This window comes from Streptococcus sp., from assembly GCF_019414905.1.
Lineage (GTDB): Bacteria > Bacillota > Bacilli > Lactobacillales > Streptococcaceae > Streptococcus.
The window spans coordinates 1-23,345 of the sequence record NZ_DXLC01000201.1 but is presented as its reverse complement, the minus strand read 5'-3'; the positions used below and the strand labels follow the sequence as shown (position 1 = coordinate 23,345).

At 42.3% G+C, this 23,345-nt stretch carries 19 protein-coding genes and 1 pseudogene; 14 read left to right on the top strand and 6 right to left on the bottom strand.

All coding sequences use genetic code 11. From position 1 onward, the window contains the following. Positions 1-59: 59 nt before the first annotated feature. Positions 60-2,156, bottom strand: a complete 2,097-nt coding sequence (locus QZ359_RS06125; RefSeq protein WP_265472221.1) for a GH92 family glycosyl hydrolase — start codon at positions 2,154-2,156, stop codon at positions 60-62. Between the two features lie 170 nt (positions 2,157-2,326). On the opposite strand from QZ359_RS06125, the gene QZ359_RS06120 reads away from it, so the two are divergent. The 11 genes from QZ359_RS06120 (at position 2,327) to QZ359_RS06070 (ending at position 16,216) form a co-directional block, all read left to right on the top strand. Further along, a complete protein-coding gene (locus tag QZ359_RS06120; RefSeq protein WP_269789229.1) occupies positions 2,327-3,607 on the top strand; it encodes a glycoside hydrolase family 125 protein in 1,281 nt (426 codons plus the stop codon). A gap of 98 nt (positions 3,608-3,705) precedes the next feature. Then, the gene (locus QZ359_RS06115) at positions 3,706-6,351 is read left to right on the top strand and encodes an alpha-mannosidase (protein ID WP_293964038.1); all 2,646 of its coding nucleotides are present in this window, start codon (positions 3,706-3,708) and stop codon (positions 6,349-6,351) included. Positions 6,352-6,433: 82 nt separating this feature from the next. Continuing rightward, entirely contained in the window at positions 6,434-7,303 is an 870-nt protein-coding gene (locus tag QZ359_RS06110; RefSeq protein WP_049521913.1) for an ROK family protein, read from the top strand. Continuing rightward, positions 7,297-9,177 carry a beta-N-acetylhexosaminidase gene (locus QZ359_RS06105; RefSeq protein WP_293964036.1) on the top strand — a complete coding sequence of 627 codons (1,881 nt, stop codon included), beginning with the start codon at positions 7,297-7,299 and terminating at the stop codon, positions 9,175-9,177. Before QZ359_RS06110 ends, QZ359_RS06105 begins: the two co-directional genes overlap by 7 nt. Positions 9,178-9,384: 207 nt before the next feature. Further along, entirely contained in the window at positions 9,385-10,314 is a 930-nt protein-coding gene (locus tag QZ359_RS06100) for a sugar ABC transporter permease (protein ID WP_001032151.1), read from the top strand. A gap of 13 nt (positions 10,315-10,327) precedes the next feature. Continuing rightward, positions 10,328-11,251 (top strand): carbohydrate ABC transporter permease, encoded by a 924-nt coding sequence (locus QZ359_RS06095; RefSeq protein WP_140832823.1) that lies wholly within the window; start codon positions 10,328-10,330, stop codon positions 11,249-11,251. A 103-nt stretch (positions 11,252-11,354) separates the two neighbouring features. Next, entirely contained in the window at positions 11,355-12,839 is a 1,485-nt protein-coding gene (locus QZ359_RS06090) for an ABC transporter substrate-binding protein (protein WP_293964031.1), read from the top strand. Positions 12,840-13,073: 234 nt separating this feature from the next. After that, the gene (locus tag QZ359_RS06085; protein ID WP_293964029.1) at positions 13,074-13,763 is read left to right on the top strand and encodes a CPBP family intramembrane glutamic endopeptidase; all 690 of its coding nucleotides are present in this window, start codon (positions 13,074-13,076) and stop codon (positions 13,761-13,763) included. A gap of 106 nt (positions 13,764-13,869) precedes the next feature. Next, positions 13,870-14,115: a bacteriocin immunity protein gene (locus tag QZ359_RS06080; RefSeq protein ID WP_261069059.1), complete on the top strand. Its 246-nt coding sequence runs from the start codon at positions 13,870-13,872 to the stop codon at positions 14,113-14,115. Positions 14,116-14,246: 131 nt separating this feature from the next. Further along, entirely contained in the window at positions 14,247-15,233 is a 987-nt protein-coding gene (locus tag QZ359_RS06075; RefSeq protein ID WP_293964027.1) for a rhodanese-related sulfurtransferase, read from the top strand. 122 nt (positions 15,234-15,355) lie between these two features. Then, the gene (locus tag QZ359_RS06070; protein WP_101782069.1) at positions 15,356-16,216 is read left to right on the top strand and encodes a DUF4299 family protein; all 861 of its coding nucleotides are present in this window, start codon (positions 15,356-15,358) and stop codon (positions 16,214-16,216) included. Between the two features lie 71 nt (positions 16,217-16,287). On the opposite strand, the gene QZ359_RS06065 is transcribed toward QZ359_RS06070, so the two are convergent. The 5 genes from QZ359_RS06065 to QZ359_RS06045 all read right to left on the bottom strand — a co-directional run bounded on the left by QZ359_RS06065 (position 16,288) and on the right by QZ359_RS06045 (position 20,525). After that, entirely contained in the window at positions 16,288-17,352 is a 1,065-nt protein-coding gene (locus QZ359_RS06065) for a DUF6574 domain-containing protein (protein ID WP_101782070.1), read from the bottom strand. Positions 17,353-17,409: 57 nt separating this feature from the next. Next, on the bottom strand, positions 17,410-18,321 hold the full coding sequence (locus QZ359_RS06060) for a DUF4097 family beta strand repeat-containing protein (protein WP_293964025.1): 912 nt from the start codon (positions 18,319-18,321) through the stop codon (positions 17,410-17,412). Next, complete coding sequence (locus QZ359_RS06055) at positions 18,314-18,907, bottom strand: DUF1700 domain-containing protein (protein ID WP_061088527.1); 594 nt, start codon at positions 18,905-18,907, stop codon at positions 18,314-18,316. The genes QZ359_RS06060 and QZ359_RS06055 overlap by 8 nt, the downstream gene beginning before the upstream one ends. Next, on the bottom strand, positions 18,894-19,220 hold the full coding sequence (locus QZ359_RS06050) for a PadR family transcriptional regulator (protein WP_000273858.1): 327 nt from the start codon (positions 19,218-19,220) through the stop codon (positions 18,894-18,896). The genes QZ359_RS06055 and QZ359_RS06050 overlap by 14 nt, the downstream gene beginning before the upstream one ends. 138 nt (positions 19,221-19,358) lie before the next feature. Then, positions 19,359-20,525 carry an MFS transporter gene (locus tag QZ359_RS06045; RefSeq protein WP_153226219.1) on the bottom strand — a complete coding sequence of 389 codons (1,167 nt, stop codon included), beginning with the start codon at positions 20,523-20,525 and terminating at the stop codon, positions 19,359-19,361. A 57-nt stretch (positions 20,526-20,582) separates the two neighbouring features. Between QZ359_RS06045 and QZ359_RS09510 the strand changes: the two are divergent. From QZ359_RS09510 to QZ359_RS06035, 3 genes and pseudogenes are all read left to right on the top strand, one after another. Beyond that, positions 20,583-20,730 (top strand): annotated as a pseudogene (locus QZ359_RS09510) (glycosyltransferase family 2 protein); the annotation flags it as partial. Beyond that, a complete protein-coding gene (locus QZ359_RS06040) occupies positions 20,710-21,510 on the top strand; it encodes a glycosyltransferase (RefSeq protein WP_153226304.1) in 801 nt (266 codons plus the stop codon). The pseudogene QZ359_RS09510 and the gene QZ359_RS06040, both read left to right, overlap by 21 nt. An 85-nt stretch (positions 21,511-21,595) precedes the next feature. Further along, a partial coding sequence (locus tag QZ359_RS06035) for a nucleoside-diphosphate sugar epimerase/dehydratase (protein WP_293964018.1) occupies positions 21,596-23,345 on the top strand: 1,750 nt, incomplete at its 3' end.

The following is a 23,345-nucleotide window of genomic DNA, read 5'->3' as shown; positions in this document are numbered from 1 at the left end:
CAAGTACCTCTCATAAGAAAATCTCCTAGCAGGAAAGTCTGCTAGGAGATTTTTGTATTTCAGGAAGTGGACGGCTGACTTGGTAACCAGCTGAGGGTGAAGGTTAGCTGATCAGCTTTTAGGAGGTCTTGGTGTTGAATGCTAGTTATAGAGGTATTATCTAGTTGACATTCTTTTACAAAGTTAAAATGGATATGGTTTTGTTTAGTATGGATATCCAACCATTTATCTTCTTTAGCCAGATAAACTCGGAGGTGGTCAAAGAGAGGGATTCCGAGATCATAGCTTGGTTTTCCTGGACAGGTTGGATAAAATCCGAGAGCTGACCAGATGTACCAGGCCGAGAGACTACCGTTATCCTCATCGCCAGGATAGGCTTCCCAACTTGGGTGAAAAGCTTTTTGACGGAGCGTCTTGATGAGAAGGGAAGTGTAGTCAGGGTAATCGCTGTAGCGGAAGAGATAAGGAATGTGGAAACTAGGTTGGTTAGAAATAGCGAGTTGTCCAAAAGGAGCAGTAGCCATCTCGCTCATTTCGTGAATTTCGTAACCATAGCCTGTTGTCTCAAAGAGGGGAGCCTCCTGACAGGTTTTCAAAAGATAGTTGCTAAAGGCTTCTTTTCCACCCATAAGCTGGATCAAGCCTGGGATGTCATGGAGGACACCTAAAGTTGCTTGGATGGTAGAGCATTCGGCATAGTCGCGTCCCCAACTATAAGGAGAAAAGTCAGGGCGGAAGTTACCTTGGCTGTCTCGCGCTCTCATGTAACCTGTCTCAGGATCAAATAGATGGCGGTAATTTTGTGATGCGGCCTTGTAGGTTTCAGCGATTTCTGTTTTCCCTAGTTTTTTGGCACAGCTGGCGATACAAAAGTCGCTATAGGCATAGTCTAGAGTATGGCTAACACTTTCGTGGTGTTCGATAGAGAGGTAGCCTAGTTCTTGGTATTGCTCTAGTCCGTGACGACCATTGATGCCGAGAGGGTCGGTCTTACTGGCTGTTTCAAGCATGGCTTGGAGGAGTTCTTCTTCTAGGTCGGGGGTCATGTCCTTGCAGGCGCTATCTGCGATAATACCGTCTAAAAGTGTACCTGGCATCATACCCCGTTCATCTGGAGCCAGCCATTTTGGAAGAAATCCAGTATCGCGGTAGCTATTGAGGAAACCTTCTAAAAAGCGGTGATAGTTCTCCGGTATGATAAGGGCAAAGAGGGGGAAGGTGGTGCGGAAGGTATCCCAGAAACCATTGTTGCTAAAGAGGACACCGGGCTTGACAGTGCCAGTAGCCAGATCCATGTGGATGGCTTGCCCTGATTCATCAATCTCATAAAAAGTTTGAGGAAATAGGAAGAGTCTATAAAGGCAGTGGTCAAAGAAGGTTCTGTCAGCCTCTCCTGTCTCGATAACGTCAAAACGATGGAGAAGATTTTCCCAGTCCGCTTGGGCACTTGCTTTACAGCTATCAAAATCTTGTTGAGGTAGATTAAGCAGTGCTTGAGAAGGCGAGATGAAAGAAGTCGCTAGCTGAATTTCGGTTTGGCTATCTTCTAGGTCAATTCGCCAGTCTCCACCTTTTTGGCTAACAGCAAGAATATCCGTGTTTATTTGCAGAGAAGTGAACAGTATCAGTGGATTTTTGTTGGTTTCAGTTTTACCTTCTTGTCGCAGGGCAAGATTCCTCTTATCTACTTGCTCTACTGTCAGTTCATCTGCTGCGTGAAGATAGAGGGAGAGGGCTTTGCCTTGCTTTTGCTCCAAACGAATAGAAGCACCGTAGCAAGTCGGTGTGAGCTGGCTTTCAATCTGATAGCGCAGGGAGAAAATTTTCAGATAATGAGGTTGGAAAGAGGCCTTATCCATATCATAGGAAGACTGACGATGGAAGAGGCTGTCTCCACCTAGCTGGCCTGTGACAGGTGTCAGAAGGAGCCAAGAATAGTCCCCAATCCAAGGACTGGGCTGATGGGTCAATCGAATTCCCTGAAAGATGGGCAGATGCGGATCGAAAAACCAAGATCCTTCCTGGTCACTGGTCTGGGGTACAAAGTAATTCATCCCAAAAGGAACGCCTGTGTATGGCAGGGTATTTCCCCGAGAAAAGGCATGCTTGCTGGCAGTACCAAAGCGGGTATCGATGGTTTCAAGTAGTGGTTTCATAGTCTTTCCTTTAGCTGTTTTTCTACATTATATCAGAAAAAGATAACCTTTAGAAAAGGAGTTTCAAAGATAACTATTTTGTAGAAAAATGACTATCATTTGTGTATGTATTTTCTGTCTCAAAAGCTATATACTGAAAATGAAGCTTGTTTGAAAGAGGATACTGCACGATGATTTATTCAAAAGAAATTGTTAGAGACTGGCTAGATGAAGTGGCAGAGCGGGCTAAGGACCATCCAGAGTGGGTGGATGTTTTCGAGCGTTGCTACACAGACACCTTGGACAATACGGTTGCAATCCTAGAAGATGGTTCAACCTTTGTGCTCACAGGAGATATTCCTGCTATGTGGCTTCGGGATTCGACAGCCCAACTCAGACCCTACCTGCATGTGGCTAAAAGAGATCCCCTCCTGCGTCAGACCATTGCAGGTTTGGTCAAGCGTCAGATGACCTTGGTACTCAAGGATCATTATGCCAACTCCTTCAACATTGAGGAAAACTGGAAGGGGCACCACGAGACAGATCATACCGATCTTAATGGCTGGATTTGGGAACGCAAGTATGAGGTGGACTCGCTTTGCTATCCTTTGCAGTTGGCTTATCTCCTCTGGAAAGAGACTGGCGAGATTAGTCAGTTTGATGAAACTTTTGTCGCAGCGACTAAGGAAATCCTCAATCTGTGGACGGTAGAACAAGACCACAAGAACTCTCCTTATCGTTTTGTCCGAGATACGGACCGCAAGGAAGACACCTTGGTAAATGATGGCTTTGGACCTGATTTTGCAGTGACAGGTATGACTTGGTCAGCCTTTCGTCCGAGTGATGACTGTTGTCAGTATAGTTACTTGATTCCGTCAAATATGTTTGCTGTAGTAGTCTTGGGTTATGTGCAAGAGATCTTCGCAGCATTAAACCTAGCTGATAGCGAGAGAATTATTGCTGACGCCAAGCGCCTCCAGTCTGAAATCCAAGAAGGAATTGAAAACTACGCCTACACCACCAACAGCAAGGGCGAAAAGATTTATGCCTTTGAAGTGGATGGTCTAGGAAATGCTAGTATCATGGATGATCCAAACGTACCAAGTCTGCTAGCTGCGCCTTATCTGGGCTACTGTTCAGTCGATGATGAAGTTTATCAAGCCACTCGTCGTACCATTCTGAGCCCGGAAAATCCATATTTCTACCAAGGAGAATACGCTAGCGGTCTCGGAAGTTCTCATACCTTCTATCGCTATATCTGGCCAATCGCTCTGTCTATCCAAGGTTTGACAACAAGAGATAAGGCAGAGAAAAAATTCTTGCTGGATCAGCTGGTTGCTTGCGATGGGGGTACAGGTGTTATGCATGAAAGCTTCCACGTAGATGACCCAACTCTTTATTCTCGTGAATGGTTCTCTTGGGCCAACATGATGTTCTGTGAGTTGGTCTTGGATTACTTGAATATCCGTTAAGGAGCTCGCTTTAGCGCAACTGATTCTTGGAAAGAATCACAAATTTACATTTAAAACGTTAACAATAAAAATTTAAATTTAGAATGAGGTTTTACTTCATGGAAAATGTTGTCGTACATATTATCTCACATAGTCACTGGGATCGTGAGTGGTACTTGCCTTTTGAAAGCCACCGTATGCAGTTGGTGGAATTGTTTGACAATCTCTTTGATCTCTTTGAAAATGACCCTGAGTTCAAGAGCTTCCACTTGGATGGTCAAACCATTGTCCTTGATGACTACTTGGAGATTCGCCCTGAAAATCGCGACAAAGTCCAACGCTACATCGACGAAGGCAAACTTAAAATTGGTCCTTTTTACATTTTGCAGGATGATTATTTGATCTCCAGTGAAGCCAATGTCCGCAATACCTTGATTGGTCAAGCAGAATGTGCAAAATGGGGCAAGTCAACCCAGATTGGTTACTTCCCAGATACCTTTGGAAATATGGGACAAGCGCCTCAAATCCTACAAAAATCAGGCATTCACGTGGCAGCCTTTGGTCGTGGTGTGAAGCCAATTGGATTTGACAACCAAGTCCTCGAAGATGAGCAGTTTACTTCCCAGTTTTCAGAAATGTACTGGCAGGGTGCGGACGGAAGTCGTGTCCTCGGGATTCTCTTTGCCAACTGGTACAGTAATGGGAATGAAATTCCAGTTGATAAAGACGAGGCCTTGACCTTCTGGAAACAAAAACTGGCAGACGTGCGTGACTATGCTTCAACCAACCAGTGGTTGATGATGAACGGCTGTGACCACCAGCCTGTGCAGAAAAATCTGAGTGAAGCCATTCGTGTGGCAAATGAACTCTTCCCAGATGTAACCTTTGTTCATAGTTCTTTTGATGAATATGTCCAAGCCGTGGAAAGTGCCCTACCAGAGCAATTATCAACGGTTACAGGTGAGTTGACCAGTCAGGAAACAGATGGCTGGTACACACTTGCCAACACTTCTTCATCTCGTATTTATCTCAAACAATCCTTCCAAGAAAATAGCAACCTCCTAGAGCAAGTAGTGGAGCCACTAACTATCATCACTGGTGGTCATAATCACAAGGACCAGTTGACCTATGCTTGGAAAACACTTTTGCAGAATGCGCCACATGATAGTATCTGTGGCTGTAGCGTGGACGAAGTTCACCGCGAGATGGAAATTCGTTTTGCCAAGGTCAACCAAGTCGGAAACTTTGTTAAGAGCAATCTTCTTAATGAGTGGAAGGGTAAAATTGCTACGGCTAAGGCTCAAAGTGACTATCTCTTTACGGTTATTAACACAGGCTTGCATGATAAGGTTGATACTGTCAGCACAGTGATTGATGTTGCGGTTTGTGATTTCAAGGAATTGCACCCAACAGAAGGTTACAAGAAGATGGCTGCTCTTACCTTGCCAAGCTACCGTGTGGAGGATTTGGATGGGCGTCCTGTAGAGGCTAAAATCGAGGATCTTGGGGCTAATTTTGAGTACGATTTACCAAAAGACAAGTTCCGCCAAGCTCGTATCGCTCGACAAGTGCGCGTGACCATTCCAGTTCACCTAGCGCCGCTTTCTTGGACAACATTCCAATTGCTGGAAGGAGAACAAGAACACCGCGACGGTATTTACCAAAACGGAGTGATTGATACGCCATTTGTAACGGTGAGTGTGGATGACAACATCACAGTCTATGATAAGACAACTCACGAAGCCTATGAAGATTTTATCCGCTTCGAAGATCGTGGTGACATCGGAAACGAGTATATCTATTTCCAACCAAAAGGAACAGAGCCAATCTATGCAGAGCTTAAGGGCTACGAGGTCTTGGAAAACACAGCTCGCTACGCTAAGATTTTGCTCAAACATGAATTGACCGTGCCTGTCAGTGCAGATGAAAAGTTAGAAGAAGAGCAAAAAGGTATCATCGAGTTTATGAAGCGTGAGGCTGGACGTTCAGAAGAATTGACAAGCATTCCTCTGGAAACTGAGTTGACTGTCTTCGTTGACAATCCACAAATTCGTTGCAAGACTCGCTTTACCAACACTGCCAAAGACCACCGTATCCGTCTCTTGGTCAAGACTCATAACACGCGTCCAAGCAATGATTCTGAAAGCATCTATGAGGTGGTGACACGACCAAACAAACCAGCAGCTTCATGGGAAAATCCTGAAAATCCTCAACACCAACAAGCCTTTGTCAGTCTGTATGACGATGAAAAAGGTGTGACTGTATCTAACAAGGGATTGAATGAATACGAAATCCTTGGAGACGACACCATTGCAGTGACCATTCTGCGTGCGTCAGGTGAGCTAGGTGACTGGGGTTACTTCCCAACACCAGAAGCACAATGCTTGCGTGAGTTTGAAGTCGAGTTTGCGCTTGAATGCCACCAAGCCCAAGAACGCTTCTCAGCCTATCGTCGTGCTAAAGCCTTGCAGACACCATTTACCAGCCTTCAGCTTGCTAAACAAGAAGGAAGCGTGGTTGCGACTGGTAGCCTCTTGAGCCATTCTGTTCTCAGCATACCGCAAATCTGTCCAACAGCCTTTAAGGTAGCTGAAAATGAAGAAGGCTATGTCCTTCGTTACTACAATATGTGTAGTGAAAATGTACGTGTACCGGAAAGTCAACATCTCTTACTTGACCTACTTGAGCGACCATATCCAGTTCATTCAGGACTATTGGCTCCACAAGAAATTCGTACAGAATTCATCAAAAAAGAAGAAATTTAATTTCAAAAAGTAAACATAAAAAGAAAGGAGGGGCGAAAAGGTAAGAACTAACTGCTGATTTGCCCCTTTTATGGTAAAAACAATGACCATTGCAACGATTGATATCGGAGGGACTGGGATTAAGTTTGCCAGTCTGACTCCTGATGGGAAAATACTGAATAAGACAAGCATTCCAACGCCTGAAAGTTTGGAGGATTTACTAGCGTGGCTAGATCAACGCTTGTCAGAACAGGATTACAGCGGGATTGCTATGAGCGTTCCAGGTGCGGTTAATCAAGAGACAGGTGTGATTGATGGCTTCAGTGCCGTGCCTTATATCCACGGATTTTCTTGGTATGAGGCGCTTAGTTCTTATCAGATTCCTGTCCATCTGGAAAATGATGCCAACTGCGTTGGACTCAGTGAATTACTGGCTCATCCAGAACTTGAAAATGCAGCCTGTGTCGTGATTGGGACAGGGATTGGCGGAGCCATGATTATCAATGGCAGACTTCACAGAGGTCGCCACGGCCTGGGTGGAGAATTTGGCTACATGACAACCCTTGCCCCTGCTGAAAAGCTCAACAACTGGTCGCAACTAGCATCAACTGGGAATATGGTACGCTACGTGATTGAAAAATCTGGTCAGACTGATTGGGACGGTCGCAAGATTTACCAAGAGGCCGCAGCTGGCAATGCTCTTTGTCAAGAAGCCATTGAGCGCATGAATCGTAATCTGGCGCAAGGCTTGCTCAATATTCAGTATCTGATCGACCCAGATGTCATCAGTCTGGGAGGCTCTATCAGTCAAAATCCAGATTTTATTCAAGGTGTCAAGAAGGCTGTAGATGACTTTGTTGATACCTACGAAGAATACACGGTCGCACCCGTTATCCAAGCCTGCACCTATCATGCAGATGCTAATCTTTACGGTGCCCTTGTTAACTGGCTACAGGAGGAAAACCAATGGTAAGATTTACAGGACTCAGTCCCAAACAAGCGCAAGCTATTGAAATATTAAAAAAGCACATTTCTCTACCAGATGTTGAGGTGTTAGTCACTCAGTCTGATCAAGCTTCTATCTCTATCAAGGGTGAGGATGGTCACTATCAATTGACCTACCGCAAACCTCACCAACTTTATCGTGCCTTGTCCTTGTTGGCAACAGCTCTAGTAGAAGGTGATAAAGTAGAGATTGAGGAACAAGCAGCTTACGAAGATTTAGCCTATATGGCTGACTGTTCGCGCAATGCGGTGCTGAATGTCGCTTCTGCCAAGCAGATGATTGAACTCTTAGCTCTCATGGGCTATTCAACCTTTGAACTTTACATGGAAGACACTTACCAGATTGAAGGGCAGCCTTACTTTGGCTATTTCCGTGGAGCCTACTCAGCTGAGGAGTTGCAGGAAATCGAAGCCTATGCCCAGCAGTTTGACATGACCTTTGTGCCATGTATCCAGACCTTGGCCCACTTGTCTGCCTTCGTTAAATGGGGTGTCAAAGAAGTTCAGGAGCTCCGTGATGTGGAGGATATCCTCCTTATCGGCGAAGAAAAGGTTTATGACCTGATTGATGGTATGTTTGCTACTCTATCTAAACTGAAGACTCGCAAGGTCAATATCGGGATGGACGAAGCCCACTTGGTTGGTTTGGGACGCTACTTGATTCTGAACGGTGTGGTGGATCGTAGTCTCCTCATGTGTCAACACTTGGAGCGCGTGCTGGATATTGCTGACAAATATGGTTTCCACTGTCAGATGTGGAGCGATATGTTCTTTAAACTTATGTCAGCAGATGGCCAGTACGACCGTGAAGTGGAAATTCCAGAGGAAACTCGTGTCTACCTAGACCGTCTCAAAGACCGTGTGACCTTGGTTTACTGGGACTATTATCAGGATAGCGAGGAAAAATACAACCGCAATTTCCGCAATCATCATAAGATTAGTCATGATCTTGCCTTTGCAGGGGGAGCTTGGAAGTGGATTGGTTTCACACCCAACAACCATTTCAGCCATCTCATCGCTCTTGAAGCCAATAAAGCCTGTCGTGCCAATGACATCAAAGAAGTCATTGTAACGGGTTGGGGGGATAATGGTGGGGAAACAGCCCAGTTTTCTATTCTCCCAAGCTTGCAAATCTGGGCAGAACTCAGCTACCGCAATGACTTAGACCGTTTGTCTGCTCACTTCCAGACCAATACTGGTCTATCGGTTGAGGATTTCATGCAGATTGACCTTGCCAATCTCTTACCAGATCTACCAGGCAATCTCAGTGGGATCAATCCTAACCGCTATGTCTTTTATCAGGATGTTCTCTGTCCGATCCTTGACCGACACATGACACCTGAACAGGACAAACCGCACTTCGCTCAGGCTGCTGAGACGCTTGCTGATATTAAAGAAAAAGCTGGGAACTATGCCTATCTCTTTGGAACTCAGGCCCAGTTGAACCGAATTTTAAGTAGCAAAGTCGATGTGGGACGACGCATTCGTCAGGCCTATGAAGTAAACGATAAAGAAAGTCTGCAAGAAATTGCCAGACAAGAATTACCAAAACTTAGAAGCCAAATTGAAGACTTCCATGCCCTCTTTAGCCATCAATGGTTGAAAGAAAACAAGGTCTTTGGCTTGGATACGGTCGATATCCGTATGGGCGGACTCTTGCAACGCATCAAGCGAGCAGAAAGCCGTATCGAGGCTTATCTGGCTGGTCAGATTGACCGCATCGACGAGCTAGAAGTGGAAATCTTACCATTTACAGACTTCTACGCAGACAAGGACTTCGCAGCCACAACAGCCAACCAGTGGCATACTATTGCGACAGCTTCAACCATTTATACAACTTAGAAACAAGAACAGTGTCTCTTGTTCAGAGTGTTTCTCGTGAAACATCCCTTTCTTCAAAAGTACTCCACATAAAATAATTTGTGGAGTTTTTTCTATAATTAGTAGTTTAACCTAACCTGCAAATAGGAGTATACTAATAATGTAATCGTTATCAAAAGTCTAAAAAGGAATTTTTAGATGGATATCAAAATAAAAAGGGAGGAAATTATGAATAAGTTTTCAAAAACCTTGAGAGACAACTGGATCTTTCTCTTGATGGTTTTACCAGGGGCACTCTGGTTGATTCTATTCTTCTACATTCCAGTATTTGGGAACGTGGTTGCCTTTAAAGACTACCACATGACCAGTAATGGTTTCATAGATAGTATCATGAATAGTAAATGGGTCGGACTCGATAATTTCAGATTCTTATTTAGTTCAAAAGACGCCTTTATTATTACACGAAATACTGTCCTCTACAATCTCGGCTTTATCTTTATTGGTTTAATTGTATCTGTAGGGATTGCCATTATTCTCAGTGAACTCCGTTCTAAGAGAATGGTTAAGATCTTCCAAACTTCCATGTTGTTCCCTTACTTCTTGTCTTGGGTTATCATCAGTTTCTTTACAGATGCCTTCCTAAACATTGATAAAGGGGTGTTCAACCATTTCCTAGAGTCTATCGGAATGAAGGAAATCAATTTCTACGCTGACTTAGGTATCTGGCCATATCTCCTACTTTTCCTAGGTATTTGGAAAGGTTTTGGATATAGCAGTGTCATGTACTATGCAACAATCATGGGAATTGATCCAACCTACTATGAAGCAGCAACGGTGGACGGTGCTAGCAAATGGCAACGAATTCGCAATGTAACCATTCCACAGTTAACACCGTTGGTAACCGTATTGACTATCCTGGCAGTCGGAAATATCTTCCGTGCAGACTTCGGTCTCTTCTACCAAATCCCCCATAATGCTGGTCAGCTTTATAACGTAACCAACGTCTTGGACGTATATGTTTATAATGGTTTGACCCAGACAGCGGATATCGGGATGGCTTCAGCGGCAGGTCTCTACCAATCAGTAGTCGGTTTGCTTTTGGTTATCCTATCAAACTTACTTGCAAGACGAGTTGATCCAAACTCAGCCTTGTTCTAGAAAGGAGGAGAATATGGCAGAAAAGAAAATTAAAAAAGAAAAAATTGATAATGTCGGCATTCACTCCTTCAGTAAGAAAGCAGATATCTTCTTCAGTACCATTTCTGGTTTGATCGCCCTCTCTTGTATCCTACCCTTCGTATTCGTTATCGTTATTTCGGTGACAGATGAAAAGAGTATCCTTCAAAATGGATATAGCTTCTTCCCGTCACAATTTGGATTAGACGGATTTGAGTTCTTGGCACAGTTTAAGGATAAAATCTTACAAGCCCTCTTCATCTCAGTCTTTGTAACCGTAGTTGGGACATTGACAAATGTCTTTATCACAACAACTTATGCTTATGCCATTTCACGGACAACCTTTAAGTACCGCAGATTCTTTACAATCTTCGTTCTACTTAGTATGTTGTTTAACGCTGGTTTGGTACCAGGTTATATCGTGGTCACTCGTTTGCTTCAACTTGGTGATACAGTTTGGGCCTTGATTGTTCCAATGCTTCTCTCACCATTTAACATCATCTTGATGCGTTCCTTCTTTAAGAAGACCATTCCAGAAGCTATTCTAGAATCTGCTCGTATCGATGGTGCCAGTGAAGCCCGGATCTTCTTCCAAATCTGTTTACCATTGTCACTACCAGGTATCGCAACCATCACGCTCTTGACAGCTCTTGGTTTCTGGAATGACTGGTTCAACGCCCTTCTTTACATTAAGAGTGACAACTTGTATCCATTGCAATATTTGCTCATGCAAATCCAACAAAATATGGATTACATCGCCAAAGCAGTCGGCCTTTCTGGTCAACTGGGAGTTGCTCTTCCAAAAGAAACAGGTCGTATGGCCATGGTTGTGGTCGCAACCCTTCCAATCGCGATTTTGTATCCATTCTTCCAACGCTACTTTGTAAAAGGTTTGACTATCGGTGGTGTGAAAGAATAGTACTTGTCGAGAAATACCCTTTCTAATTTCCAAACTTTCCTTGCGTGAAGTTAAGATCATTACATTGTTTATAAGTTTAAAAATAAAAAAAGGAGTTTTTGTCATGAAAAACTGGAAAAAATATGCTTTTGCATCTGCTAGCGTAGTCGCTTTGGCTGCTGGTCTCGCTGCTTGTGGAAACCTTTCAGGTAACAACAAGAAAGCTGCTGACTCAGCTTCAGGTGAAAAACCTGTTATCAAAATGTACCAAATCGGTGACAAACCAGATAACTTGGATGAATTGCTAGAAAATGCTAACAAAATCATCGGAGAAAAAGTTGGTGCTAAATTGGATATCCAATATCTTGGATGGGGTGACTATGATAAGAAAATGTCAGTTATCACATCATCTGGTGAAAACTACGATATCGCCTTTGCATCTAACTATGTTGTAAATGCTCAAAAAGGTGCCTATGCTGACTTGACAGAATTGTACAAAAAAGAAGGTAAAGACCTTTACAAAGCACTTGACCCAGCTTACATCAAAGGTAACAGCATTAACGGTAAAATTTACGCAGTTCCAGTTGCAGCCAACGTTGCATCATCTCAAAACTTCGCCTTCAACGGAACTCTTCTTGCTAAATACGGTATCGATATTTCAGGTGTCACTTCATATGAAACACTTGAACCAGTCTTGAAACAAATCAAAGAAAAAGCTCCAGATGTAGTGCCATTTGCGGTTACCAAGAACTTCATCCCATCTGATAACTTTGACTACCCAGTTCCAAATGGACTTCCATTCGTTATCGACCTTGAAGGCGACACTACTAAGATCGTAAACCGTTACGAAGTGCCTCGCTTTAAAGAACACTTGAAGACTCTTCACAAATTCTATGAAGCTGGATACATTCCAAAAGATGTAGCAACAAGCGATACTTCATTTGAACTTCAACAAGATACTTGGTTCGTTCGTGAAGAAACAGTAGGACCAGCTGACTACGGTAACAGCTTGCTTTCACGTGTTGCGAACAAAGATATCCAAATCAAACCAATTACTAACTTCATCAAGAAAAACCAAACAACACAAGTTGCTAACTTTGTTATCTCAAACAACTCTAAGAACAAAGAAAAATCAATGGAAGTGTTGAACCTCTTGAACACTAACCCAGAACTCTTGAACGGTCTTGTTTACGGTCCAGAAGGCAAGAACTGGGAAAAAGTTGCAGGTAAAGAAAACCGTGTTAAAGTCCTTGATGGATACAAAGGAAACACTCACATGTCAGGATGGAACACTGGTAACAACTGGATCCTTTACATCAACGAAAACGTTACAGACCAACAAATCGCAGATTCTAAGAAACAATTGGCTGAAGCTAAAGAATCTCCAGCGCTTGGATTCATCTTTAACACTGACAGTGTGAAATCTGAAATCTCAGCAATCTCTAACACAATGCAACAATTCGATACAGCTATCAACACTGGTACTGTAGACCCAGATAAAGCTATTCCAGAATTGATGGAAAAATTGAAATCTGAAGGTGCCTACGATAAAGTATTGAAAGAAATGCAAAAACAATACGATGAATTCTTGAAAAACAAAAAATCATAAGATTAATTGATTTCGTGTATTCATTCCTAATTCCTAAAAACTGAATCACTGTTTTCCTCAGGCTTATCTGGGGGAGGCAGTGATTTTTTGAAACAAGGGCATAGATATCCGTGTTTCGGATTTTTCCTCTTAAACCATTCAGGAAATCTCAAGCACCATTTAGGATTTGGAGTAAGGATTTAGGAAAATATGGCTTATATTAGAGATGTCTCGAGTTTACAAAGGAGGGTTCAAATGAAAAAGTATCAACTTCTATTCAAAATAAGTGCAGTCTTCTCTTACCTATTTTTCGTATTTGGTCTTTCTCAGCTGACGCTTATCGTCCAAAACTATTGGCAATTTTCTTCTCAGATAGGCAATTTATTCTGGATTCAAAATATCTTGAGTTTACTTTTTATTGGAGTCATGATTTGGATTCTGGTTAAGACAGGCCATGGTTATCTCTTTCGCATTCCAAGAAAAAAATGGCTTTGGTATTCGATTTTGACAGTATTAGTGGTAGTGCTCCAGATCTCTTTTAACGTTCAGACCGCTAAACATGTTCAGTCAACTGCTGAAGGTTGGGCTGTATTGATCGGTTATAGTGGGACCAACTTTGCTGAGCTAGGTATTTATATAGCCCTGTTCTTTCTGGTTCCACTGATGGAAGAGTTAATCTATAGAGGATTACTGCAACACGCCTTTTTTAAGCATTCGAGATTTGGCCTTGATTTGCTTCTTCCGTCAATTTTATTTGCTCTTCCTCATTTTTCAAGCCTGCCTAGTCTGTTAGATATTTTCATCTTTGCAACAGTTGGAATCATCTTTGCTAGTTTGACCCGCTATACCAAGAGCATTTATCCTTCCTATGCGGTGCATGTGATTAATAATATTTTCGCAACATTACCATTTTTGCTGACTTTTTTACAGAGGGTATTTGGGTAAATACTGACGCGAGAGTTAGGAATGATAGTTTTTCAATTTAAGGAGGAAAATGAGAATGACACCATTAAAATAGTTTGCAGGAGGAAGTGAACGGCGTTGTGAAGCCATAACTATCATAGATCACCTACTGGAAGGTATAAACAATACGCCTCAACTTGCTCCTTTGAAAAATCAGTTAGTGAGTTATAAAAGACGATTAAAGGACGATGGGACCTCTACTCCATTTATATTGAGTCAAATGAATGTTGACATCTCACGTATGTTAATTGACAATAAGCTGATGTTATCAGAAAGTCAAGCCGAGCAGATCAAAAAATTGAGAGAACTACCTGCTATTCGCTATGGTTACTGATGAAGTGCAGGGATAAGCACCTTTCTACAATTTCCAGTCAAATAAATTGCATTCGTTTTCCCAAGCAGGTATACTAGTATAGTTAGATGAAAAATTCTGAAAATTTAAGAATAGAAAAGAGAACAAATCTTATGGCAAAAGATATTCGTGTCTTACTTTACTACCTTTACACTCCAATTGAAAATGCAGAGCAATTTGCTGCAGACCACTTGGCTTTCTGTAAATCAATCGGCCTTAAAGGCCGTATCCTAGTCGCTGACGAAGGAATTAACGGAACAGTTTCAGGTGATTACGAAACAACTCAAAAATACATGGACTACGTTCACAGCCTCCCAGGTATGGAAGACCTATGGTTCAAGATTGACGAAGAAAGTGAACAAGCCTTCAAGAAGATGTTTGTTCGCTACAAGAAAGAAATTGTACACCTTGGTTTGGAAGACAACGACTTTGACAACGACATCAACCCACTTGAAACAACAGGTGCTTACTTGTCTCCAAAAGAGTTCAAAGAAGCTCTTCTTGACGAAGATACCGTTGTCCTTGACACACGTAACGATTATGAGTACGACCTAGGACACTTCCGTGGGGCTATCCGCCCAGATATCCGCAATTTCCGTGAGTTGCCACAATGGGTTCGTGATAACAAAGAAAAATTCATGGACAAGCGTGTCGTAGTTTACTGTACAGGTGGAGTTCGCTGTGAGAAATTCTCAGGCTGGATGGTCCGTGAAGGCTACAAAGATGTTGGTCAATTGCACGGAGGAATCGCAACTTACGGTAAAGACCCAGAAGTTCAAGGTGAGCTTTGGGATGGGAAAATGTATGTCTTTGACGAGCGTATCGCCGTAGATGTCAACCATGTCAACCCAACTATCGTAGGGAAAGACTGGTTTGATGGAACACCATGTGAACGTTATGTCAACTGTGGAAATCCATTCTGTAATCGTCGTATCTTGACATCAGAAGAAAATGAAGACAAGTATCTTCGTGGTTGCTCACACGAGTGCCGTGTTCATCCACGTAACCGCTATGTTTCAGAAAATGAATTGACACAAGCTGAAGTGATTGAGCGCCTAGTCGCTATCGGTGAAAGCTTGGATCAAGCAGCTACTGTATAAGATTAAACAGTCCTTAGGGGCTGTTTTTCTATGCTTTTTACTCAAAAATCTAAAGTTTGTTTCTGTATCTTTCAGAAAAATAGGGTATACTATATGTAAACGATTTCAAAAGGAGTCCAGTTATGACAAAAACATTTTTTATTCCAAATAAACAGAGCATTCTAGGAGAACAGGAGATTTTGACTGCCAAGTCGATCTTGGGCTTGGTAGATGGTTTGGAGTCACATAGCTATGATGCAGTCTATCTCCGTCAACCTCTTAACCGTCTCGAGTATGTCGAGTGTGCGATAGTGGGACAATCACAATTTCTCTTTAAGGTTAGTTATGCTGATGGTCAAAAGGCTTACCGTGTCGATCTTCCTGACCTACTAACGCAGACAGACTGGCAGATTATCAAATCATTTTTAGATGCTCTGATTGCTTACACAGGAACTGAGATTGAAGGATTAGATGGTTTTGACTTTGAAGCTTATTTCCAAGCAAGTGTTCAAGCCCATCTGGCTGATAGTGCAGCCCGCTTTACGATTTGTCAAGGAATTTTTAATCCTGTTTTCTTTAGCCATGAAGACTTGAAAAGCTTTTTGGGGGAAGATGGCTTGGCACAGTTTGAAGAGCGTGTGCGTGCAGTTCAAGAGACAGATGCCTACTTTGCAAGAGTTTCCTTCTATCAGGATGGAGAAGGCCAAGTGCACGGTGTTTACCATCTGGCTCAAGGCGTCAAGACAGTGTTACCGAGAGAACCATTTATTCCTGCAGCCTATATGGAGCAATTAGTGGATAAGGAAGTCCAATGGGAGATTGACTTGGTTCAAATTACAGGAGACGGCTCTAAACCAGAAGACTATGAAGCCATAGCTCGCTTGGACTATGCAAAATTCCTAGAGTCACTACCATCAGCATCTTACCACCAACTAGATGCCAATCAAATAGAAGTACAGCCCATCCTAGGACAAGATTTTAAAACATTAGCACAAGAAAAGTGAAGTAGAAGCAGGTCAATCGACTTGCTTTTTTGACATAGAAAAAATCCTGCCATGGAAGACAGGATTGAAGTTTAAAGAAAGGCCAAGATACGAAGATAATCCCCAATCAGTGCCACTTCAGCTACAAAGAAGAGGAGGATAACGACTCCGTTCACAAGGACAGACAAGAATAACTGATAGAAGGAGTCGGTTTCACTTGCTTGACTTGGTCTTGTAATGATATGGAGACTGGCAAGTAGAATGATTCCAATGCTAATCACACACAAGAGGGCTGTAAATCGTAGGCTGTCAAAGAAGGCAAAGAAACTAGCAATAGCAGTGAGGAAGATTGGAATTGCCAAGAGTTGACTATATTGTTGGAGAACTTTTTCTAGCGTCCAGTCCTTTTCTTGGTGGATAAATCGTCTCACAACGAAACTACCCAAGAGGAATGAAAAGAAGAAGAGTGTTGTTGCTACTAGGATAGAGATAATCGAAAAGAGATTTAATGAAGCAAATTGTTCAGGGAAGTGATTATGCATAGTTGCTATATGTCCATAGTAAGCATGTTTGATATGGTAGATACTAAAGAAAAAGGAAGATGCAGAAAACAGAATGAGCAAGATAAAGGCTGTGTAACTGTGTGTGCTACTTGTTTCAAGCTTGCTTGTAGGAGATTTGATCGCTTCCACTAGCCAAGACCAAAAATCAAGCGCTTGCTCTTTCCATTTATCCGTAGATTTTGGAGCTTGGTCGGGGATGTAAGGACTTTCTAAGGATTGACTGAGAAGAAGTGGCTCTTTCGTGGTTGGTTTTTGCTGAGGAAGTGCTTCTTGACTCTCTTCAGCTATAGTGACTTTTTCTGTTTCTTCAGGAAGATCTTGCTCTTCTTCAGTAGAATCTAATGCTTTCTTTTCTTCTATTTCTGTTCTCGCTTCACCGTCTTCAGGCGTTTCAATTTTCTCTTCTTGCTGGCTTTCCAATTCGACTTCAGCTTGAGAAACTTCCTTCTCTAACTGAGTATTTTTTTCAATTGGCGTATCGAGATCGGCTATTCTTTCTTCAGCCTTGTCTGCAACATCTTGGACTTGTTCATCAGGCTTGTTCTTGCTTGTTGTTTTTACAAAATCATTACTTTCAAACCATTCTTGTTTCATGGTAGAACCTCCTTTTTAGTGGGTTATGTGTCATAGTGGTCGATATAAATAGGTTTATTAAGGTCTGTTAGCTGTAGTTTCAAGACTAATATAATCATCAGCCTTAGCGATGAGTTGACCTTTTGCATCAGTTTTTTCAGTTTTGTAAGGGTTGCTTAATTCGTTGGGGTGGCGTTGACTCTCATCTCTCGATAACTGATAAATAGGACCATGGTGACTCGAGAGGTCTAAGTTAATTTCTTGGCTTTCTTTTTGAGTTAGCATGATACTGAGCGCATTTTTAGAAGATAGTTCTACTTTACCATATACTTTAATATTTTCAGCGCGGAAGTGCTTCTCTGTTGACTCTAGCTGACTATCTGTAAGGTCTGTGTCAAAGATATTAACGATATTGGGGGTTGTGAGTTTACTGTTTTTGATACGACTTCCTTTAATTCGGAGGATATAGCTGTTTGTATTGAGGGTCGCATTTTCAAGACTAGCATTAGTGATACTGGTTTGTCCGCGATTGGTTGAGACGTTGATTCCTTTTAGACTTCTTCCTTTTGGAACTTGTAGAATAACTTCTTCAAAACGACGAGAGTAGCTACTTGCGATATGGAGAATACCGCCAATTCCAGAAGAGAGAAATGGAGTTTCAGAAAGTTTCTTATCAGTGAGGCTCAGAGTTTTGTCGTTTTGATTTGTGATAAGATCATGGTGAGCAGAAAGAGATGGATGGTAAGAAATGTGGATTTGATCATCGAAAGAGTCTGTGATGGTCAGAGCGTGCTGGTGGAGAGTGATCTCTAAATTTTCGACTTCCTTGCCAAAGGTCAACTCTTCCATCCGACTATCATAGACAGGCTCCGTGGACATAGCAAGTAGGCTCTTGATCCCGTCAGATTGGATACCTACAAAGAGCAGGATAAATCCGACAACGGTAGTCACCACACCAAAAATGAGAAATCCTCTTGTCAATTTACGCATGCTGGTCACCTCTCTTTCCTTTTTTAAGAACAAATTGCACCAGGCGAACAATGAGTAGGCCGAAGAAGCGAGCTACATAGGAAATACCTAATAAAACCAGCGAAGAAGCACCGATAGCTAGTAAACCAGAACCAAAAATCAAGATAAAGGCTGATTTGGCTTGGGCTAAGATAGTAAAACTTTCAACTAAAAATAGGAATCCGCCAATGATACCAAGTATGGAAATCGCAAAGAAAGCCAGAATGACAGTCAAAGCTGCCACAAGGATTCCGAACAGGGCCACGAGGATGGCGATTCCCAGAGGAATACCGATGGGTGCTGCAAGGAGAGCTAACAAGGCGATATGCAAAATTTGTCGGTTATTTTTTTGAGCGGGTGCCTCATTGATTTTTTTATCGAGAAGATTAGATAGGACTTCGTGAGCTGCTTCCTTAGGAGTTCCCAAGCTAGCGATGAGTTCTTCTTCTCCTTCGACTCCAGCATCGTCAAAGAGTTCCCTGAAATAGTCCATGGCTTCAATTTGGTCAGCCTGAGGCAGTTTTTTGAGATAAAGTTCTAGCTGAGTCAGGTATTCAGTTCTTGTCATGGCGGATACTCCCTTCTATGATGCCATTGATGGTGTCTGTATAGAGTGCCCATTCATCTTTTAGGGTCACGAGCTGTTCTATACCACCATTTGTCAAGGAGTAGTATTTGCGCATGCGACCTTGGAACTCTCTAGAATAGGTTGTCAGAAAGCTATTGCCTTCCAATTTTTTTAGGATAGGATAGAGTGTAGATTCTTTGATATTAGCGATCAGCTTAATGGTTTGGCTAATCTCATAACCATAAGAATCATCCTGCTCCAGTACGGCCAAGATGAGAAATTCAATCAAGGCAGAAGATGTTGGAAAGTACATGGGGAACCTCCTTTTCTAATGTGTAAGATTTTTATATATAATTTTTCTACACATACATTGTACATCTAAAAGAAAGCCCTGTCAAGAGAAATGTGTAAAATTTTTATATATAAAAAACTTCTAGGAAAAACTAGAAGTTTAAAGGATTTTATCAGCTCTGTCCACTGTAAAGAGGGCTACAGTCATCAGGATATCGACGAGCAAGAGGGCAGCTACAGCTGGCACCCAAGAATGGAACAGGTCAAAACTGTAACCAAAGAGAGTCGGTCCAAAGGCTGCTAGGATATAGCCTCCTGTTTGAGATAGACCAGATAATTGGGCTGTCTTTTCAGGGGCGCTTGTCTTGAGTGAAAAGTTGACCATGAGATAAGGGAAGAGGGCACTGGTTGCGGTTCCGATGAGGAGATGGATAGCAAGCCAGTAAATGAAATTATTGATTGGGAAGAAGAGCATGGAAATGCCGACCACACCAGCTAGTGAAACCAGAGTGAGCATGAGCTGACGGTTGCGAGTAGATAAACTAGTTGTCAAGCTTGGGATAGTCATTGAAAAAGGAATGCTAATCAGAGAGAAGATAGAAGTCAGTAAGCCTGCTTCGTGACTGGATAGGCCTGCATGGATGGCCATGGTAGGTAACCAAGTCATAGCAGTGTAAAAGAGCAAGGATTGAAAACCTGCAAAGACAATAACTGCCCAGACCTGTTTATTACGCATGACCTTTGTTTGGCTTTTTTGTTTGGTTTGTGGAGCCAGTCTGTGATTATAGCGGTGATTTGGGAGCCAGACCCAAAAAGTTGCTAGACAGAGCAAAGTGAGGAGGATGATAAGTCCTTTCCAAGAACTGGCTTGTGTAATGGGCACAGCTAGATAGGAAGCCAGAGCTGTTGCAATCCCCATAGATGTTACATATAAGGTGGTCAGAAAACCAATTTTCTTTGGCTGATTGGCTTGGATAAGACTAGGAAGCAGAACGTTGATGACTGCGATACTTGCCCCAACCATCAAGGTTCCTAGATAGAGGAGAGGCAGATTGATTAGTCGAATGAGAGAACCGATGGTCAAGAAGAAGAGGCTGTAGGTGAAGAGATGCTCCAAGCCAATTTTCTGAGCCAATCGGGTAGAAAAGAGCGAGAAGAGAGTAAACATGAGGAGGGGAAGGCTGGTCAAGACACCAAGTGAACTAACTTCTACCCCCAGACCTTGCGAAATATCTCCCAAAATAATGGGTAAAACAGTAAATGGAGTCCGCAAGGAAACACCAATCAGGATAATACCTGGAACAAAAAAGAGTGATTGCTTTTTCATATAATACCTCTTCTAGCTGATTTTAATAACAGCTTATTTTAAGGCTTTTTCCCTATAATGTCAAGTAAGGTTTCTGGCTTTCAAGATAAAAATAGGAAAGTCTTGAAAATTATGATAAAATAGTGGAAGGAAATCTATACATTGGAGAAGAACTGTGTCTGAAAAGCAAAAAATTAGCGTATTGATGTCGGTCTATATTAAGGAAAATCCGACATTTTTAAAGGATGCTATTGAGAGTGTTCAAAATCAGACCCTGAAACCGAGCGAGTTGGTTCTGGTTGAGGATGGGCCTTTGACACCTGAGCTCTATCAGGTGTTAGACCAAGTGGAAGCCCAGTCTGAAATTCCAGTGAAACGCTGCCCTCTTGAGCAGAATCAAGGTTTGGGTCTGGCTCTTCGATACGGTGTTTTACAGTGTCAGTACGATATTATTGCCCGTATGGATACGGATGATATAGCTGTTCCAGACCGTTTTGAGAAACAGGTTCAGTTAATGGATACGGACAACCTAGACCTATTAGGTGGACATATTGCAGAGTTTATTGACAATCCTGATGAGATTGTTTCTTATCGCCGTGTTCCGACCCGGCACGCAGATATTGTAGCTTATCAAAGAATGAGAAGTGCCTTTAACCACATGACTGTCATGTTCAAGAAGGACATGGTTCTCAAGGCAGGTAACTATGAGGATGGGCTTTATATGGAGGATGACCTCCTCTGGCTCAATATGATTGCTGCAGGAGCTAAGACTGGAAACCTGGATCAAATCTTGTGTAGGGTTCGTGTCGGAGCAGGGATGTTTGAGCGTCGTGGGGGACTGCGTTACCTCAAACTCTATCGTCAGGCTCGTCAACGGATGCTGAAGAGAGGGCAAATTTCTTACCTGGAATATGCCAAGAGTGTTACGATTCAGATGGTTGTTGCTCTTTGTCCAGGATTTGTCAGACAGTTTATTTTTATGAAACTGTTACGAAAAAGCAATTAAAAGATTGTAGCAAATCGTAAACTTAAGAAAATATGTTATAATAATAGCATGAATATCCAGCTCTCTTAAGGAGGAGTAAATTTCTATGAATAAAAAACTCACAGATTATGTCATTGATCTGGTGGAAATTTTAAATAAACAACAAAAACAGGTCTTCTGGGGCATATTTGATATTTTGAGTATGGTGGTTTCCATCATTGTATCTTATATCTTATTCTACGGCTTGATTAATCCAGCACCTGTTGACTACATTATCTATACGAGTTTGGCCTTCTTGTTTTATCAGTTGATGATTGCTTTTTGGGGGTTGAACGCTAGTATTAGTCGTTACAGCAAGATTACGGATTTCATGAAAATCTTTTTTGGTGTGACTGCGAGCAGTGTTTTGTCATATAGTATCTGCTATGCCTTCTTGCCACTATTTTCCATCCGTTTTATCGTGCTCTTTATCTTGTTGAGTACCTTCTTGATTCTATTGCCACGGATTACTTGGCAGTTAATCTACTCTAAACGCAAACAAGGAAGTGGTGATGGAGAACACCGTCGTACTTTCTTGATTGGTGCTGGTGATGGCGGAGCCCTCTTTATGAACAGCTACCAACACCCAACCAGTGATTTGGAACTTGTTGGTATTTTAGATAAGGATGCTAAGAAAAAGGGACAAAAACTTGGTGGTATCCCTGTTTTGGGCTCTTATGACAATCTGCCTGAGTTAGCCAAACGCCATCAAATCGAGCGTGTGATCGTTGCGATTCCGTCGCTTGATCCATCAGAATATGAACGTATCTTGCAGATGTGTAATAAATTGGGTGTCAAATGTTACAAGATGCCTAAGGTTGAAACCGTTGTTCAAGGACTTCACCAAGCAGGTGGAGGCTTCCAGAAGATTGATATCACAGACCTTTTGGGGCGTCAGGAAATTCGTCTTGACGAATCGCGTCTGGGGGCAGAACTTACTGGAAAAACAATCTTGGTTACAGGTGCTGGTGGCTCAATCGGTTCTGAAATCTGTCGCCAAGTTAGCCGTTTCAATCCTGAACGCATTGTCTTGCTTGGTCATGGGGAAAATTCAATCTACCTTGTGTATCATGAATTGATTCGTACATTCCAAGGGATTGATTATGTACCTGTGATTGCGGATATTCAAGACTATGATCGTTTGTTGCAAGTCTTTGAGCAGTACAAGCCAGCTATTGTTTATCATGCGGCTGCCCACAAACACGTTCCTATGATGGAGCGCAATCCAAAAGAAGCCTTCAAAAACAATATACGTGGAACCTACAATGTTGCTAAGGCTGTTGATGAAGCTAAAGTACCTAAGATGGTTATGATTTCGACAGATAAGGCAGTTAATCCACCAAATGTTATGGGAGCAACCAAGCGCGTGGCTGAGTTGATTGTCACTGGCTTTAACCAACGTAGCCAATCTACCTACTGTGCAGTTCGGTTTGGGAATGTTCTTGGTAGCCGTGGTAGTGTGATTCCAGTCTTTGAACGTCAGATTGCTGAAGGTGGTCCTGTAACGGTGACAGACTTCCGCATGACCCGTTACTTTATGACTATTCCAGAAGCTAGCCGTTTGGTTATCCATGCTGGCGCTTATGCTAAAGATGGAGAAGTCTTTATTCTTGATATGGGCAAACCAGTCAAGATTTATGATTTGGCCAAGAAAATGGTCCTTCTAAGTGGGCACACCGAAAGCGAAATTCCAATCGTTGAAGTTGGAATCCGTCCAGGTGAAAAACTCTACGAAGAACTCTTGGTATCAACCGAATTGGTTGATAACCAAGTTATGGATAAGATTTTCGTTGGTAAGGTTAATGTCTGTCTCTTAT